At 67.6% G+C, this 17,014-nt stretch carries 1 protein-coding gene; it reads left to right on the forward strand.

What is annotated here, in order from left to right; genetic code table 11:
- Nucleotides 1-107 precede the first annotated feature (107 nt).
- Nucleotides 108-17,014: non-ribosomal peptide synthase/polyketide synthase (locus tag ACZ5DC_RS39590; protein ID WP_468661179.1), on the forward strand; the 16,907-nt coding region annotated here is incomplete at its 3' end.

Genomic DNA, 17,014 nt, shown 5'->3' on the forward strand with positions numbered 1-17,014 from the left:
TCACCGATGCTTCGGAGGAACCCTCCGCTCGATAGTGAGGACCATCTGTGCGTACGAGGCGCCGCGGTTCGGCGACCGATCGCTAGCTGGTGCCGGAGGTTGAAAGCATGAGTCATTCTGGTGATGAGCTGCTGCGTCCCGCCGGGCGAGAGGCGGAACCGTCAGAGACGCGAATCGTTCAGCACCAGAAGGCGAACCGCGCAGTCCATGACACTGTCGCAGACGCCGTCACCGACCCGGCCACCGGGCTCGAAACCCCCGGCACCTTGGACGCCACCCAACGCCACCGCATCCTCGTGGACTGGAACGACACCCACCATGAGGTGCCGGCGGCGACCGTGCCGCAGCTGCTCGCCTCCCAGGCGGCCCGCACTCCGGACTCGCCCGCCGTGGTCTTCGACGGCACCGAGGTGACGTATGCCGAGGTGGACGACCGGTCCAACAGGCTGGCCCGGCTGCTGATCCGTCACGGCGTCGGCCCCGAGTCCTTCGTCGCGGTGTCGATGGACCGCTCCATCGACCTGGTGATCGCTCTGCTCGCAGTGGTCAAGGCGGGCGGAGCATACATACCGGTCGACCCCGACCATCCGGTGGACCGGATCGCCCATATCCTCCAGGATGTCTCCCCCATCGTGGCCCTGACGGACCGAATCAACGACGAACTGGTCACCGTGGCGACCGGTCCCGTCTGGATCGCACTGGACGAGCCGCAGGTCCACGCCGCACTGGCGAGCCTGGACGGCCGCCCGGTCACCGACGCGGACCGTCGGACACCCCTGCTCCCCGAACACCCCGCATACGTCATCCACACCTCCGGTTCCACCGGCACCCCCAAGGGTGTCGTGGTGCCGCACCGTGGGCTGGTCAACCTACTCGCGTGGATGAGTTCGGAGTACGGTCTCACACCCGCCGACCGGATCCTGCAGAAGACCCAGTTCATGTTCTCCCCGTCGGTGTGGGAGTTGTTCTGGCCGTTGACGCGGGGTGCGGTGCTGGTGGTGGCGCGGCCGGGTGGTCATCGTGATCCGGAGTATCTGGCGGGGTTGATCGCTGCTGAGCGGGTGACCATTGCGCATTTCGTTCCCTCGATGCTGTCGGTTTTCGTCGATGCTGAGGGTGTGGGGGCTGCTTGTGCGAGCCTGCGTATGGTGTTCTGCGGCGGGGAGGCGTTGACGTCGCGGTTGCGTGATCGTTTTGCCTCGGTGCTGAGTGTGCCGCTGCACAATCATTATGGTCCGAGTGAGACGACCATCGATGTGGCGGCGTGGTGGTGTGATGCGGCTGTGGATGGCGGTTCGGTGCCGGTTGGGCGGCCGTTGTACAACACGCGTGTGTTCGTGCTGGATGGCGGGCTTCAGCCGGTGGCGCCTGGGGTGGCGGGTGAGTTGTATGTGGCGGGTGTTCAGCTGGCGCGGGGTTATCTGGGGCGTGCGGATCTGTCGGCGGAGCGGTTCGTGGCGTGTCCGTTCGGTGCGCCGGGTGAGCGGATGTACCGCACGGGTGATGTGGTGCGGTGGTCTGCGCAGGGCGTGCTGGAGTTCGTGGGGCGTGCCGATGACCAGGTGAAGATCCGTGGTTTCCGGATCGAGCCTGGTGAGGTCGAGTCGGCGGTGGCCGGGTGCGAGGGCGTCGCTCAGGCTGCGGTTCTGGTCCGGGAGGACGTTCCTGGTGACAAGCGGCTGGTCGCTTATGTGGTGCCGGCACCGGGGGCCGTGGATGGGGTGACGGCTGCTGGTGTGCGGGAGTTTGTTGCCTCCCGGTTGCCGGAGTACATGGTGCCGTCGGCGGTGGTGGTGCTGGAGTCGTTGCCGTTGACGGTGAACGGCAAGCTGGACCGCAAGGCGTTGCCGGCGCCGGAGTACGGCTCGGGGACGGGCCGGGGTCCTGCGACGGTGCGCGAGGAGATCTTGTGCGCGGTGTTCGCTGAGGTGCTGGGGTTGGACCGGGTGGGCGTCGACGATGACTTCTTCCAGCTTGGTGGGCATTCGCTGCTGGCGGTGACGTTGGTGGAGCGGTTGCGGGCTCGTGGTGTGTCGGTGGATGTGCGGACGTTGTTCTCGGCGCCGACGGTGGAGCGGCTGGCTGCGGCGGCGGGGCGGGAGGGTGTGCGGGTTCCGTCGTCGTCCATTCCGGTGGATGCGGGGGTGGTGTTGCCGGAGATGGTGCCGTTGGCGGGGTTGACGGTGGCGGAGCTGGCGCGGGTGGTGGAGTCGGTTCCGGGTGGTGCGGGGAACGTGGCGGATGTGTATCCGCTGGCTCCGTTGCAGGAGGGTTTGTTCTTCCATTACCGGCTTGCTGTGGATGAGGGACGCGATCCGTATGTGACGAGGCAGGTGTGGGAGTTCGAGTCGCGGGCGCGGCTGGACGAGTTCGTGGCGGCGTGGCAGCGGGTGATCGACCGGCATGACGTGTTGCGGTCGGCTGTGGTGTGGGAGGGGTTGTCGCATCCGGTGCAGGTGGTCCACCGCACGGCGCAGCTGCCGGTGACGGAGGTGGAGATCGACAGGGATGGAGACCCGGTTCACGCGCTTCTGTCTGCTGCTGACGGCCCGATGGATCTGCGGCGGGCGCCGTTGTCGCAGGCGTTTGTGGCGGCGCTGCCGGACGACTCAGGCCGGTGGCTGTTGGTGTTGCGGTCACATCACATGGTTTCTGACCACACGACGCTTGATGTGGTGATGGATGAGGTGCGGGCGGTGCTGGCGGGTGAGGAGGATCGTCTGCCGGCGCCGATGCCCTATCGGGAGTTCGTCGGCCAGGCGTTGCTGGGCGCTTCGACCGAGGAGCATGAGGAGTACTTCGCGTCCGTGCTGGCTGACGTGACGGAGCCCACCGCCGCGTTCGGTGTGGTGGACGTGCTGGGCGATGGCAGCGTCGTGGAGGAGTCGCGGGTGCTTGTGCCGGAGGGTCTGGCCGGGCGGGTGCGTGAGGTGGCTCGTGGGTGTGGGGTGAGTCCGGCGACGGTGTTCCATGTGGTGTGGTCGCGGGTGCTGGCGGCGGTGTCGGGCCGTGATGATGTGGTGTTCGGCACGCTGGTGTTCGGCCGGGTGCAGGCGGGTGCGGGTTCGGACCGGGTGCCGGGGTTGTTCATCAATACGCTTCCGGTGCGGGTACGGACCTCGGGTGTGGCCGTCGGGGACGCGGTGCGTGGGATGCAGGGCCAGTTGGCCGAGCTGATGGTGCACGAGCACGCGCCGCTTGCCGTGGTGCAGCGGGTCAGCGGGATCCCGGCACCGGCCCCGCTGTTCACCACCCTGTTCAACTACCGGTACAGCGAGGTCGGTCAGGGGGCGGGAGGCCCACTGGCGGGTGTGACGGCGCTGGGTGGAGCCGAGCGGACGAACTATCCGCTGACGGTCTCGGTGGACGATTTCGGCGCCGTGGGAGGTTTCGGTTTCTCGGTGCAGGCGGTGGAGTCGATCGATCCTGTGCTGGTGACCGGGCTGATGCTGGCGGCGACCGAAGGTGTCGTGGAGGCGCTGGAACGGGACTCGCGCACCGTCCTGGGCACCGTTCCTGTTCTGGGTGAGGTGGAGCGGGAGCGGGTGTTGGTGGAGTGGAACGACACGGGTCTTGAGGTTCCGGCGGGAACGCTGCCGGGGTTGTTCGCGGAGCAGGTGGCGCGGACGCCGGACGCGGTCGCGGTGGTGTTCGAGGGTGCCGGGGTGTCGTATGCGGAGCTGGACGAGCGGTCGAACCGGTTGGCGCGGTTGCTGATCGGTGGTGGGGTGGGGCCGGAGTCGTTGGTGGGTGTGGTGATGGACCGGTCGGTGGAGCTGATAGTGGCCCTGCTTGCCGTGCTGAAGGCGGGGGGTGCGTATGTGCCGGTGGATCCGGAGTACCCGGCTGAGCGGATTGACGGGGTCCTGGCGGATGCTGGGCCTGTGGTGGTGCTGACCTCGCGGGCGGCTGACCGTGAGGGTTCGGGCTGGATCGTGGTGGATGAGGCCAGGGTGCTGGAGGGCTGGTCGGGTGAGGCCGTCACGGATGCGGACCGGCTGGGCGTGTTGCGGCCGTCGCATCCGGCGTATGTGATCTACACGTCCGGTTCGACCGGGCGGCCCAAGGGTGTGGTCGTTCCGCATGCGGGCGTGGTGAACCTGCTGGGCTGGATGCAGGACCGCTACGAGCTGGACGCCACGGACCGAGTGCTGCAGAAGTCGCCCTTCGTCTTCGATGTGTCGGTGTGGGAGTTGTTCTGGCCCCTGGTGCGGGGTGCGGTGCTGGTGGTGGCGCGGCCTGGTGGTCATCGTGATCCGGAGTATCTGGCCGGGTTGATCGCTGCTGAGCGGGTGACGGTGGTGCAGTTCGTGCCGTCGATGCTGCCGGCGTTCCTCGCGGTGCCGGGTGTGGCGCAGTGCGGGAGTCTGCGGGCGGTGTTCTGCGCGGGTGAGGCGTTGCCGTCCCACATGCGGGATGCGTTTCACGGGGCGTTGCCTGGTGTGCTGCTGGAGAACCAGTACGGGCCGACTGAGGCGACGGTCCTGACGACGGTGTGGGAGTGCACGGAGGAGGACAGCGGACCGGTCGTCCCGATCGGGCGGCCGGTGGGCAACGTCCGTACCTTCGTGCTGGATGGTGGCCTTCAGCCGGTGGCACCCGGAGCACTGGGTGAGTTGTATGTGGCGGGCGCTCAGCTGGCGCGGGGTTATCTGGGGCGTGCGGGGTTGTCCGCGGAGCGGTTCGTGGCGTGTCCGTTCGGTGTGCCGGGTGAGCGGATGTACCGCACCGGTGATGTTGTGCGCTGGACTGACGCCGGTGTCCTGGAGTTTGTCGGGCGCGTCGATGACCAGGTGAAGATCCGTGGTTATCGCATCGAGCCGGGTGAGGTCGAGGCCGTGGTCGCCGCCTGCGAAGGCGTGGCGCAGGCTGCGGTACTGATCCGGGAGGATGTGCCGGGTGACCAGCGGCTGGTCGCCTACGTCATGCCGGCCGCGGGGGGCGTGGATGGGCTGACGGCTGCTGGGGTGCGGGAGTTCGTTGCCTCCCGGTTGCCGGAGTACATGGTGCCGTCGGCGGTGGTGGTGTTGGAGTCGTTGCCGTTGACGGTGAACGGCAAGTTGGACCGCAAGGCGTTGCCGGCGCCGGAGTACGGCTCGGGGGCGGGCCGGGGTCCTGCGACTGTGCGGGAGGAGATCTTGTGTGCGGTGTTCGCTGAGGTGCTGGGGTTGGATCGGGTGGGGGTGGAGGACGACTTCTTCCAGCTTGGTGGGCATTCGCTGCTGGCGACGCGGTTGGTGAGCCGTATCCGCACGGTGTTCGGTGTGGAGGTGCCGCTGCGTGTGGTGTTCGAGGCGCGGACGGTTGCGGGTGTGGCGGCCCGGCTGGAGGCGGCCGGTATGGCGCGTCCGGCGGTGGTGGTGGCCGAGCGTCCGGAGTTGGTGCCGTTGTCGTTCGCTCAGCAGCGGTTGTGGTTCCTTGCGCAGTTGGAGGGGCCGAGCGCGACGTACAACGTTCCGGTGGCGTTGCGGCTGAAGGGCGGGGTGGATGTTGCGGCGTTGAGGGTGGCGTTGGGGGATGTGCTGGCGCGGCATGAGGTGCTGCGGACGGTGTATCCGGTGGTCGACGGTCAGCCGTGGCAGCGGGTGCTGCCGACCGGGGAGACCGGTTTCGACCTCCAGGTCGTCCAGACCGCGGAGGAGAAGTGGCGGGAGCTGGTTGAGCGGGCGGCGTCGTATGCGTTCGATCTGTCGGCCGAGATCCCGGTGCGGGCGTTGTTGCTGAGCGGGCCGGACCAGGCGGACCAGGTCCTGGTTATGGTGATGCATCACATCGCCACTGACGGCTGGTCGATCGGCCCGTTGTGGCGGGATCTGTCGCAGGCGTATGAGGCGCGGTGCGCGGGCCGGGAACCGGCTTGGGAGCCGTTGCCTGTGCAGTACGTGGACTACGCCTTGTGGCAGCGTGGCCTGCTGGGTGAGCTGGAGGACTCGGACAGTGTGCTGTCCCGCCAGGTGACCTACTGGCGTGCGGTACTGGAAGGGGCGCCGCAGGAGCTGGTTCTGCCGTTTGACCGGTCTCGTCCGGCGGTGGCCACGCATGTGGGTGCGGTGGCGGGGATTGATGTTCCCGCAGGCGTGCATGCGGGGTTGGTGCGGTTGGCGCGTGAGCAGGGCGTGACGATGTTCATGGTCTTGCAGGCGGCCGTCGCGGTGCTGCTGTCACGGCTCGGCGCCGGTGACGACATCCCGCTGGGCACTGCGGTGGCGGGTCGCACGGATGAGGCCCTGGATGATCTGGTCGGCTTCTTCGTCAACACGCTGGTTTTGCGCACGGACCTGTCGGGTGATCCGTCGTTCGCCGATGTGCTGGGCCGGGTGCGTGAGCGGAGTCTTGAGGCGTTCGCGCATCAGGATGTGCCGTTCGAGCGCTTGGTGGAGGAGCTGGCACCGGAGCGTTCGATGAATCGGCACCCTCTGTTCCAGGTGATGGTGGGTTTGCAGAACGCCGATGGCGGCTTGGCGACGGGGCTCCTGGGAACGCAGGCGGAGCCTTTCAGCGCCGGTCCGTCGGCAGCCAAGTTCGATCTGGATTTCGACTTCGCTGAGCGTTTCGGTTCCGAGGGGGAGCCGGCGGGTCTTAGTGGTGGTCTGGTGTTTGCGGTGGACTTGTTCGATCAGGGCACCGTGGAGCGTTTGGTGGAGCGTTTGGGGCGGGTGCTGGAGGCGGTTGCCGCTGATCCCGCCGTGCCGGTGCGCGCTGTTCCGGTTCTGGGTGAGGTGGAGCGGGATCGGGTGTTGGTGGGGTGGAATGACACGGCTCGGGGGGTTGAGTCGGCGACGTTGCCGGGGTTGTTCGCGCAGCAGGTGGTGCGGACGCCGGACGCGGTCGCGGTGGTGTCCGGGGACGTTGAGGTCTCGTATGCGGAGCTTGATGAGCGGTCGAACCGGTTGGCGCGGTTGTTGATCGGTCGTGGGGTGGGGCCGGAGTCGTTGGTGGGTGTGGTGATGGACCGGTCGGTGGAGCTGGTTGTGGCCCTGCTCGCTGTGGTGAAGGCGGGGGGTGCGTATGTGCCGGTGGATCCGGAGTACCCGGCTGGGCGTATCGCCTCGGTGGTGGCGGATGCCGGCGTGAGTGTGGTGCTGGCTGACGGCGCGTCGGCCGGTGTGGTGGCTGACGCTGGTGTGGTGGTGCCGGTGGTCGTGGTGGATGAGGCCGGTGTGCTGGAGGTACTGGCCGGTGTTGAGTCGGGGCCGGTCGGTGACGGTGATCGGCTGGCTGTGTTGCGGCCGTCGCATCCGGCGTATGTGATTTACACGTCTGGTTCGACTGGGCGGCCCAAGGGTGTGGTGGTGCCGCATGCGGGTGTGGTGAACCTGCTGGGCTGGATGCAGGAGCGGTATGGGCTGGATGTGTCGGACCGGGTGCTGTTGAAGACGCCGTTTGGTTTTGATGTTTCGGTGTGGGAGTTGTTCTGGCCGTTGACGCGGGGTGCGGTGCTGGTGGTGGCGCGGCCGGGTGGTCATCGTGATCCGGAGTACCTGGCCGCGTTGGTGGTGCGGGAGCGGGTGACGGTGATGCAGTTCGTGCCGTCGATGCTGCCGGCGTTCCTTGCGGTGGCGGGTGCGGCGGAGTGTAGGAGTTTGCGGGGGGTGTTCTGCGTGGGTGAGGCGTTGCCGTCTCATACGCGGGATGTGTTCCATGGGGTGTTGCCTGGTGTGCTGTTGGAGAATCAGTACGGTCCGACGGAGACGACGGTTCTGACGACGGTGTGGGAGTGCCGGCCGGAGGAGGACGGCGGGTCGGTTCCGATCGGTCGGCCGATGTGGAACACGCGTGTGTTCGTGCTGGATGGCGGGCTTCAGCCGGTGGCGCCTGGGGTGGCGGGTGAGTTGTATGTGGCGGGTGTCCAGCTGGCGCGGGGTTATCTGGGGCGTGCGGGGTTGTCGGCGGAGCGGTTCGTGGCGTGTCCGTTCGGGGCTGCGGGTGAGCGGATGTACCGCACCGGTGATGTCGTGCGCTGGACACAAGACGGTGTCCTGGAGTTCTTCGGACGCGTCGATGATCAGGTGAAGATTCGCGGTCATCGGATCGAGCCGGGTGAGGTCGAGGCCGTGGTCGCCGCTTGTGAAGGGGTGGTGCAGGCGGCGGTCCTGGTCCGCGAGGACACTTCCGGCGACAAGCGCCTCGTCGCCTATGTGGTGCCGGCGTCGAAGATGGCTGGGGTGACGGCTGCTGGGGTGCGGGAGCAGGTTGCCTCTCGTCTGCCGGAGTACATGGTGCCGTCGGCGGTGGTGGTGCTGGAGTCGTTGCCGTTGACGGTGAACGGCAAGCTCGACCGCAAGGCGTTGCCGGCGCCGGAGTACGACTCGGGTGCCGGCAGGGGTCCGGCGACGGTGCGTGAAGAGATCTTGTGCGCGGTGTTCGCAGAGGTTTTGGGCCTGGACCGGGTCGGGGTGGAGGACGACTTCTTCCAGCTTGGTGGGCATTCGCTGCTGGCGGTGACGTTGGTGGAGCGGTTGCGGGCTCGTGGTGTTTCGGTGGATGTGCGCACGCTGTTCTCCGCGCCGACGGTGGAGCGGCTGGCCGCGGCGGCGGGACGCACAGAGGTGCGGGTTCCGCCGTCGTCCATTCCGGTGGGTGCCGAGGCGGTGTTGCCGGAGATGGTGCCGTTGGCGGGGTTGACGGTGGCGGAGCTGGCGCGGGTGGTGGAGTCGGTTCCGGGGGGTGCGGGGAACGTGGCGGACGTCTACCCATTGGCTCCGTTGCAGGAGGGCTTGTTCTTCCATCACCGGCTCGCTGCCGGTGCCGGTGCCGGTGCCGGTGCCGGTGTGGAGCAGGACCCGTATGTGCTGAGGCAGGTGTGGGAGTTCGAGTCGCGGGTGCGGCTGGACGAGTTCGTGGCGGCGTGGCAGCGGGTGATCGATCGCCACGATGTCCTGAGGTCGGCTGTGGTGTGGGAGGGGTTGTCGCATCCGGTGCAGGTGGTCCACCGCACGGCGCAGCTGCCGGTGGTAGAGGTGGAGATCGACCGGAGCGGAGATCCGGTACAGGCCATCCTGGGGGTATCTGGCGGGTCGATGAATTTGCGGCGTGCGCCGTTGTCCGACGCGTTTGTGGCGGCGTTGCCGGACGACTCAGGCCGGTGGCTGTTGGTGTTGCGGTCGCATCACATGGTTTCTGACCACACGACGCTTGATGTGGTGATGGATGAGGTGCGGGCGGTGCTGGCGGGTGAGGAGGATCGTCTGCCGACGCCGATGCCCTATCGGGAGTTCGTCGGCCAAGCGTTGCTGGGCGCTTCGACTGAGGAGCACGAGGAGCACTTCGCGTCCGTGCTGGGCGACGTGACGGAGCCGACCGCCGCGTTCGGTGTCATGGATGTGCTCGGCGACGGCACTGTGGTCGAGGAGTCGCGAATCCTGGTGCCGCAGGACCTGGCCGGGCGGGTGCGTGAGGTGGCTCGCGGGTGTGGTGTGAGTCCGGCGACGGTGTTCCATGTGGTGTGGTCGCGGGTGCTGGCGGCGGTGTCGGGCCGTGATGATGTGGTGTTCGGCACGCTGGTGTTCGGCCGGGTGCAGGCGGGCGCCGGTTCGGACCGGGTGCCGGGGTTGTTCATCAACACGCTTCCGGTACGGGTACGGACTGCGGGTGTCGCGGTCGGGGACGCGGTGCGCGGCATGCAGGGCCAGCTGGCCGAGCTGATGGTGCACGAGCACGCGCCGCTTGCTGTGGTGCAGCGGGTCAGCGGGATCCCGGCACCGGCCCCGCTGTTCACCACCCTGTTCAACTACCGGCACATAGCAGGGTTCGACCAGCCATCGGACCCCCACGCCCCCATGGCTGGTATGTCTCCCAGGACTGCTCAGGAACGGACAAGCTATCCCCTGACTGTTTCTGTCAATGATTATGGCGGTGGGTTCGCTTTTTCGGTGCAGGCGGTGGAGTCGGTCGATCCTGCGTTGGTTGCCGGGCTGATGCTGGCGGCGACCGAAGGTGTCGTAGAGGCGCTGGAATTCGACCCGCGCACCGTCCTGGGCACCGTTCCCGTTCTGGGTGAGGCGGAGCGGGATCGGGTGCTGGTGGAGTGGAACGACACAGCTCGTGACGTTCCGCCGGCGACGTTGCCGGGGTTGTTCGCGCAGCAGGTGGCGCGGACGCCGGATGCGGTCGCGGTGGTGTCCGGGGACGTTGAGGTCTCGTATGCGAAGCTTGATGAGCGGTCGAACCGGTTGGCGCGGTTGCTGATCGGTGGTGGGGTGGGGCCGGAGTCGTTGGTGGGTGTGGTGATGGACCGGTCGGTGGACCTGGTTGTGGCCCTGCTGGCTGTGCTGAAGGCGGGGGGTGCGTATGTGCCGGTGGATCCGGAGTACCCGGCTGGGCGTATCGCCTCGGTGGTGGCGGATGCCGGCGTGAGTGTGGTGCTGGCTGACGGCGCGTCGGCCGGTGTGGTGGCAGGCGCTGGTGTGGTGGTGCCGGTGGTCGTGGTGGATGAGGCCGGTGTGCTGGAGGTACTGGCCGGTGTTGAGTCGGGCCCGGTCGGTGACGGCGATCGGCTGGCTGTGTTGCGGCCGTCGCATCCGGCGTACGTGATCTACACGTCTGGTTCGACCGGGCGGCCCAAGGGTGTGGTGGTTCCGCACGCGGGCGTGGTGAACCTGGTGGGCTGGATGCAGGACCGCTACGGGCTGGACGTCACGGACCGGGTGCTGCAGAAGTCACCCTCCGTCTTCGATGCGTCGGTGTTCGAGCTGTTCTGGCCGCTGGTGCATGGGGTGGCTGTAGTAATTGCCGGGCCGGGCGGTCATCGTGATCCGGAGTATCTTGCCGCGTTGGTGGTGCGGGAGCGGGTGACGGTGATGCAGTTCGTGCCGTCGATGCTGCCGGCGTTCCTCGCGGTGCCGCACGTGGCGAACTGCACGAGTCTGAAGACCGTCCTGGCCGGTGGCGAGGCGTTGTCTTCGGCACTGCGTGACCGGTTCCATGCGGTCTTGCCGGGTGTGACGCTGGAGAATCAGTATGGGCCCACCGAAGGCTCGGCAATCACGGCGGTGTGGGAGTGCGTTCCCGGCCAGGATGGTGCCGTGGTGCCGATCGGGCAGCCGATGGGCAATATCCGTGTGTTCGTGCTGGATGGCGGCTTGCAGCCAGTGGCACCCGGGGTGGCGGGTGAGTTGTATGTCGCCGGTGCGGGGCTGGCGCGGGGTTATCTGGGTCGCGCGGGACTGTCCGCGGAACGCTTCGTGGCCTGCCCGTTCGGGGGGCCGGGTGAGCGGATGTACCGCACTGGCGACGTCGTGCGCTGGACTGACGCCGGTGTTCTGGAGTTCGTTGGGCGTGCTGATGACCAGGTGAAGATCCGTGGTTTCCGGATCGAGCTGGGTGAGGTCGAGTCGGCGGTGGCCGGGTGTGAGGGGGTCGCTCAGGCTGCGGTTCTGGTCCGGGAGGACGTTCCTGGTGACAAGCGGCTGGTCGCTTATGTGGTGCCGGCACCGGGGGCCGTGGATGGGATGACGGCTGCTGGGGTGCGGGAGTTCGCTGGTTCCCGGTTGCCGGAGTACATGGTGCCGTCGGCGGTGGTGGTGTTGGAGTCGTTGCCGTTGACGGTGAACGGCAAGCTGGACCGCAAGGCGTTGCCGGCGCCGGAGTACGACTCGGGTGCCGGCAGGGGTCCGGCGACGGTGCGTGAAGAGATCTTGTGCGCGGTGTTCGCAGAGGTTTTGGGCCTGGACCGGGTCGGGGTGGAGGACGACTTCTTCCAGCTTGGTGGGCATTCGCTGTTGGCGGTGACGTTGGTGGAGCGGTTGCGGGCTCGTGGTGTTTCGGTGGATGTGCGCACGCTGTTCTCCGCGCCGACGGTGGAGCGGCTGGCCGCGGCGGCGGGACGCACAGAGGTGCGGGTTCCGCCGTCGTCCATTCCGGTGGGTGCCGAGGCGGTGTTGCCGGAGATGGTGCCGTTGGCGGGGTTGACGGTGGCGGAGCTGGCGCGGGTGGTGGAGTCGGTTCCGGGTGGTGCGGGGAACGTGGCGGACGTCTACCCATTGGCTCCGTTGCAGGAGGGCTTGTTCTTCCATCACCGGCTCGCTGCCGGTGCCGGTGCCGGTGCCGGTGTGGAGCAGGACCCGTATGTGCTGAGGCAGGTGTGGGAGTTCGAGTCGCGGGTGCGGCTGGATGAGTTCGTGGCGGCGTGGCAGCGGGTGATCGATCGCCACGATGTCCTGAGGTCGGCTGTGGTGTGGGAGGGGTTGTCGCATCCGGTGCAGGTGGTCCACCGCACGGCGCAGCTGCCGGTGATAGAGGTGGAGATCGACCGGAGCGGAGATCCGGTACAGGCGCTTCTGTCGGTTTCTGACGGCCCGATGGATCTGCGGTGTGCGCCGTTGTCGCAGGCGTGTGTGGCGGCGTTGCCGGACGGCTCGGGCCGGTGGCTGTTGGTGTTGCGGTCGCATCACATGGCTTTCGACCACACGACGCTTGATGTGGTGATGGATGAGGTGCGGGCTGTGCTGGCGGGTGAGGAGGGTCGTCTGCCGGTGCCGATGCCCTATCGGGAGTTCGTGGGGCAGGCGTTGCTGGGCACTTCGCGGGAGGAGCATGAGGAGTACTTCGCGTCCGTGCTGGCTGATGTGACGGAGCCGACCGCCGCGTTCGGGGTGGTGGATGTGCTCGGCGACGGAAGCGTCGTCGGTGAGACACAGGCGCTGGTGCCGCAGGGTCTGGCCGGGCGGGTGCGTGAGGTGGCTCGTGGGTGTGGGGTGAGTCCGGCGACGGTGTTCCATGTGGTGTGGTCGCGGGTGCTGGCGGCGGTGTCGGGCCGTGATGATGTGGTGTTCGGCACGCTGGTGTTCGGCCGGGTGCAGGCGGGTGCTGGTTCGGACCGTGTGCCGGGGTTGTTCATCAACACGCTGCCGGTGCGGGTACGGACTGCGGGTGTCGCGGTCGGGGACGCGGTGCGTGGGATGCAGGGCCAGCTGGCCGAGCTGATGGTGCACGAGCACGCGCCGCTTGCTGTGGTGCAGCGGGTCAGCGGGATCCCGGCACCGGCCCCGCTGTTCACGACCCTGTTCAACTACCGGCACAGCGATGTCGGTCAGGGGGCGGGAGGCCTACTGACGGGTGTGACGGTAGTGGGCGGTCGCGAGCGGACGAACTATCCGCTGACAGTCTCGGTGGACGACTTGGGCGCCGTAGGGGGTTTCGGTTTCTCGGTGCAGGCGGTGGAGTCGATCGATCCCGCCCTGGTTGCCGGGCTGATGCTGGCGGCGACCGAAGGTGTCGTGGAGGCGCTGGAACGGGACTCGCGCACCGTCCTGGGCACCGTTCCTGTTCTGGGTGAGGTGGAGCGGGAGCGGGTGTTGGTGGAGTGGAATGACACGGCTCGGGAGGTTGAGCCGGCGACGTTGCCGGGGTTGTTCGCGCAGCAGGTGGCGCGGACGCCGGACGCGGTCGCGGTGGTGTTCGAGGGTGCCGGGGTGCCGTATGCGGAGCTTGATGAGCGGTCGAACCGGTTGGCGCGGTTGCTGATCGGTCGTGGGGTGGGGCCGGAGTCGTTGGTGGGTGTGGTGATGGACCGGTCGGTGGACCTGGTCGTGGCCCTGCTTGCCGTGCTGAAGGCGGGGGGTGCGTATGTGCCGGTGGATCCGGAGTACCCGGCTGAGCGGATTGACGGGGTCCTGGCGGATGCTGGGCCTGTGGTGGTGCTGACCTCGCGGGCGGCTGACCGTGAGGGTTCGGGCTGGATCGTGGTGGATGAGGCCGGGGTGCTGGAGGGGTGGTCGGGCGAGGCCGTCACGGATGCCGACCGGCTGGCTGTGTTGCGGCCGTCGCACCCGGCGTACGTGATCTATACCTCCGGGTCCACTGGGCGGCCCAAGGGCGTGGTCGTTCCGCATGGGGGTGTGGTGAACCGGTTGGCGTGGATGGATGGGTTGGGTCTGGGTGCGTCTGACCGGGTGTTGCACAAGACGCCGTTTGGTTTTGATGTGTCGGTGTGGGAGTTGTTCTGGCCGTTGACGCGGGGTGCGGTGCTCGTGGTGGCACGGCCCGGTGGTCATCGTGATCCGGGGTATCTGGCCGGTTTGATCGCTGCTGAGCGGGTGACGGTGGCGCACTTCGTGCCGTCGATGTTGGAGGTGTTTTTGCGGGAAGCGCCGTCTGTGGTGGGTGGGGTTCTGGGGGCGGTGTTCTGCAGCGGTGAGGCGTTGTCGGCGGGGCTGCGGGACCGGTTCGCGGGTGTGTTCGATGTGCCGTTGTACAACTTGTACGGGCCGACGGAGGCGGCTGTGGATGTGACGGCGTGGGAGTGCCGGCCGGAGCAGGACGGCGGGTCGGTTCCGATCGGTCGTCCGGTATGGAACACGCGTGTGTTCGTGCTGGACGGCGGCCTTCAGCCGGTGGCGCCCGGAGCGGTGGGTGAGTTGTATCTGGCGGGTGTCCAGCTGGCCCGCGGCTACCTGGGGCGCACGGACCTGTCCGCGGAGCGGTTCGTGGCGTGTCCGTTCGGTGTGCCGGGTGAGCGGATGTACCACACCGGCGACGTTGTGCGCTGGACCGACGCCGGTGTCCTGGAGTTTGTGGGGCGTGCTGATGATCAGGTGAAGATCCGTGGTTTCCGGATCGAGCTGGGTGAGGTCGAGTCGGTGGTCGCCGCCTGTGAGGGGGTGGCGCAGGCCGCGGTTCTGGTCCGCGAGGACACCCCAGGCGACAAGCGCCTCGTCGCCTACGTCGTGCCGGCCTCGACGGAGACGGCCGCTGTTGGGGTGCGGGAGCAGGTTGGTTCCCGGTTGCCGGAGTACATGGTGCCGTCGGCGGTGGTGGTGTTGGAGTCGTTGCCGTTGACGGTGAACGGCAAGCTGGACCGCAAGGCGTTGCCGGCGCCGGAGTACGGCTCGGGGGCGGGCCGGGGTCCTGCGACTGTGCGGGAGGAGATCTTGTGTGCGGTGTTCGCTGAGGTGCTGGGGTTGGATCGGGTGGGGGTGGAGGACGACTTCTTCCAGCTGGGTGGGCATTCGCTGCTGGCGACGCGGTTGGTGAGCCGTATCCGCACGGTGTTCGGTGTGGAGGTGGCGTTGCGTGTGGTGTTCGAGGCGCGGACGGTCGCGGGTGTGGCGGCCCGGCTGGAGGCGGCCGGTACAGCGCGTCCGGCGGTGGCGGTGGCCGAGCGTCCGGAGTTGGTGCCGTTGTCGTTCGCTCAGCAGCGGTTGTGGTTCCTGGCCCAGCTGGAGGGGCCGAGCGCGACGTACAACGTTCCGGTGGCGTTGCGGCTGAAGGGCGGGGTGGATGTTGCGGCGTTGAGGGTGGCGTTGGGGGATGTGCTGGCGCGGCATGAGGTGCTGCGGACGGTGTATCCGGTGGTCGATGGTCAGCCGTGGCAGCGGGTGCTGCCGGCCGGGGAGACCGGCTTCGACCTTCAGGCCGTCCAGGCCGGTGAGGAAGAGTGGCGGGAGCTGGTTGAGCGGGCGGCGTCGTATGCGTTCGATCTGTCGGCCGAGATCCCGGTGCGGGCTTTGTTGCTGAGCGGGCCGGATCAGTCGGAGCACGTGCTGGTTGTGGTGATGCATCACATCGCCACTGACGGCTGGTCGATCGGCCCGTTGTGGCGGGATCTGTCGCAGGCGTACGAGGCGCGGTGCGCTGGTCGGGAACCGGCTTGGGAGCCGTTGCCGGTGCAGTACGTGGACTATGCGTTGTGGCAGCGTGGGCTGCTGGGTGAGCTGGCGGACCCGGACAGTGTGCTGTCCCGCCAGGTGTCCTATTGGCGTGAGGTGTTGGAAGGGGCGCCGCAGGAGCTGGTTCTGCCGATTGACCGGTCTCGGCCGGCGGTGGCCACGCATGTGGGTGCGGTGGCGGGGATTGATGTTCCCGCAGGCGTGCATGCGGGATTGGTGCGGTTGGCGCGTGAGCAGGGCGTGACGATGTTCATGGTCTTGCAGGCGGCGGTCGCGGTGTTGCTGTCGCGGTTGGGTGCGGGTGACGACATCCCGCTGGGTACTCCGGTGGCGGGTCGCTCGGACGAGGCCCTGGACGACCTCGTCGGCTTCTTCGTCAACACACTGGTACTGCGCACGGACCTGTCAGGTGACCCTTCGTTCGCGGATGTGCTGGGCCGGGTGCGTGAGCGGAGTCTGGAGGCGTTCGCGCACCAGGATGTCCCGTTCGAGCGTCTGGTGGAGGAGCTGGCACCGGAACGCTCGATGAGCCGCCATCCTCTGTTCCAGGTGATGGTCGGTTTGCAGAACGTGGGTGATGGCGGGGTTGAGGGCATGCCCGGGGTGGAGACTGAGTCGTTCAGTACGGGCCTGGTCCAGGCGAAGTTCGACCTGGGGTTCGACTTCGCTGAGCTTTTCAGTTCCTCGGGGGAGCCGGCGGGTATTGGCGGCGGTTTGGTCTTCGCGGTGGACTTGTTCGATCAGGGCACCGTGGAGCGTTTGGTGGAGCGTCTGGGGCGGGTACTGGAGGCGGTCGCCGCTGATCCCGCCCTGCCGGTGCGCACTATTCCTGTTCTGGGTGAGGTGGAGCGGGATCGGGTGTTGGTGGAGTGGAATGACACGGCTCGGGAGGTTGGGCCGGTCACGTTGCCGGGGTTGTTCGCGCAGCAGGTGGCGCGGACGCCGGATGCGGTCGCTTTGGTGTCCGGGGGCGTTGAGGTGTCGTATGCGGAGTTGGATGAGCGGTCGAACCGGTTGGCGCGGGTGTTGGTGAGTGAGGGTGTGGGGCCGGAGCGGTTGGTGGGTGTGGCCTTGCCTCGGTCGGTGGAGATGGTGGTTGCGGTCTTGGCGGTTTTGAAGGCTGGTGGGGCGTATGTGCCGGTTGATATGGAGTATCCGTCTGAGCGGGTAGCTTTCATTTTGCGGGACGCGGATCCGGTGTGCGTGATCACGGTGATGGATATGGCGGTGGGGTTGCCGGCTGGGGACGCGGTGCGGGTGGTGTGTGTGGATGATCCGTCGGTGATTTCCCGGGTTGCAGGTATGCCGAGCGGTGATGTGCTGGAGGAAGAGCGGATTGTGCCGCTGCTTTCTGCGTCTCCTGCTTATGTGATCTATACGTCGGGTTCGACCGGGCGTCCGAAGGG

The organism is Streptomyces sp. NPDC031445, assembly GCF_055581365.1.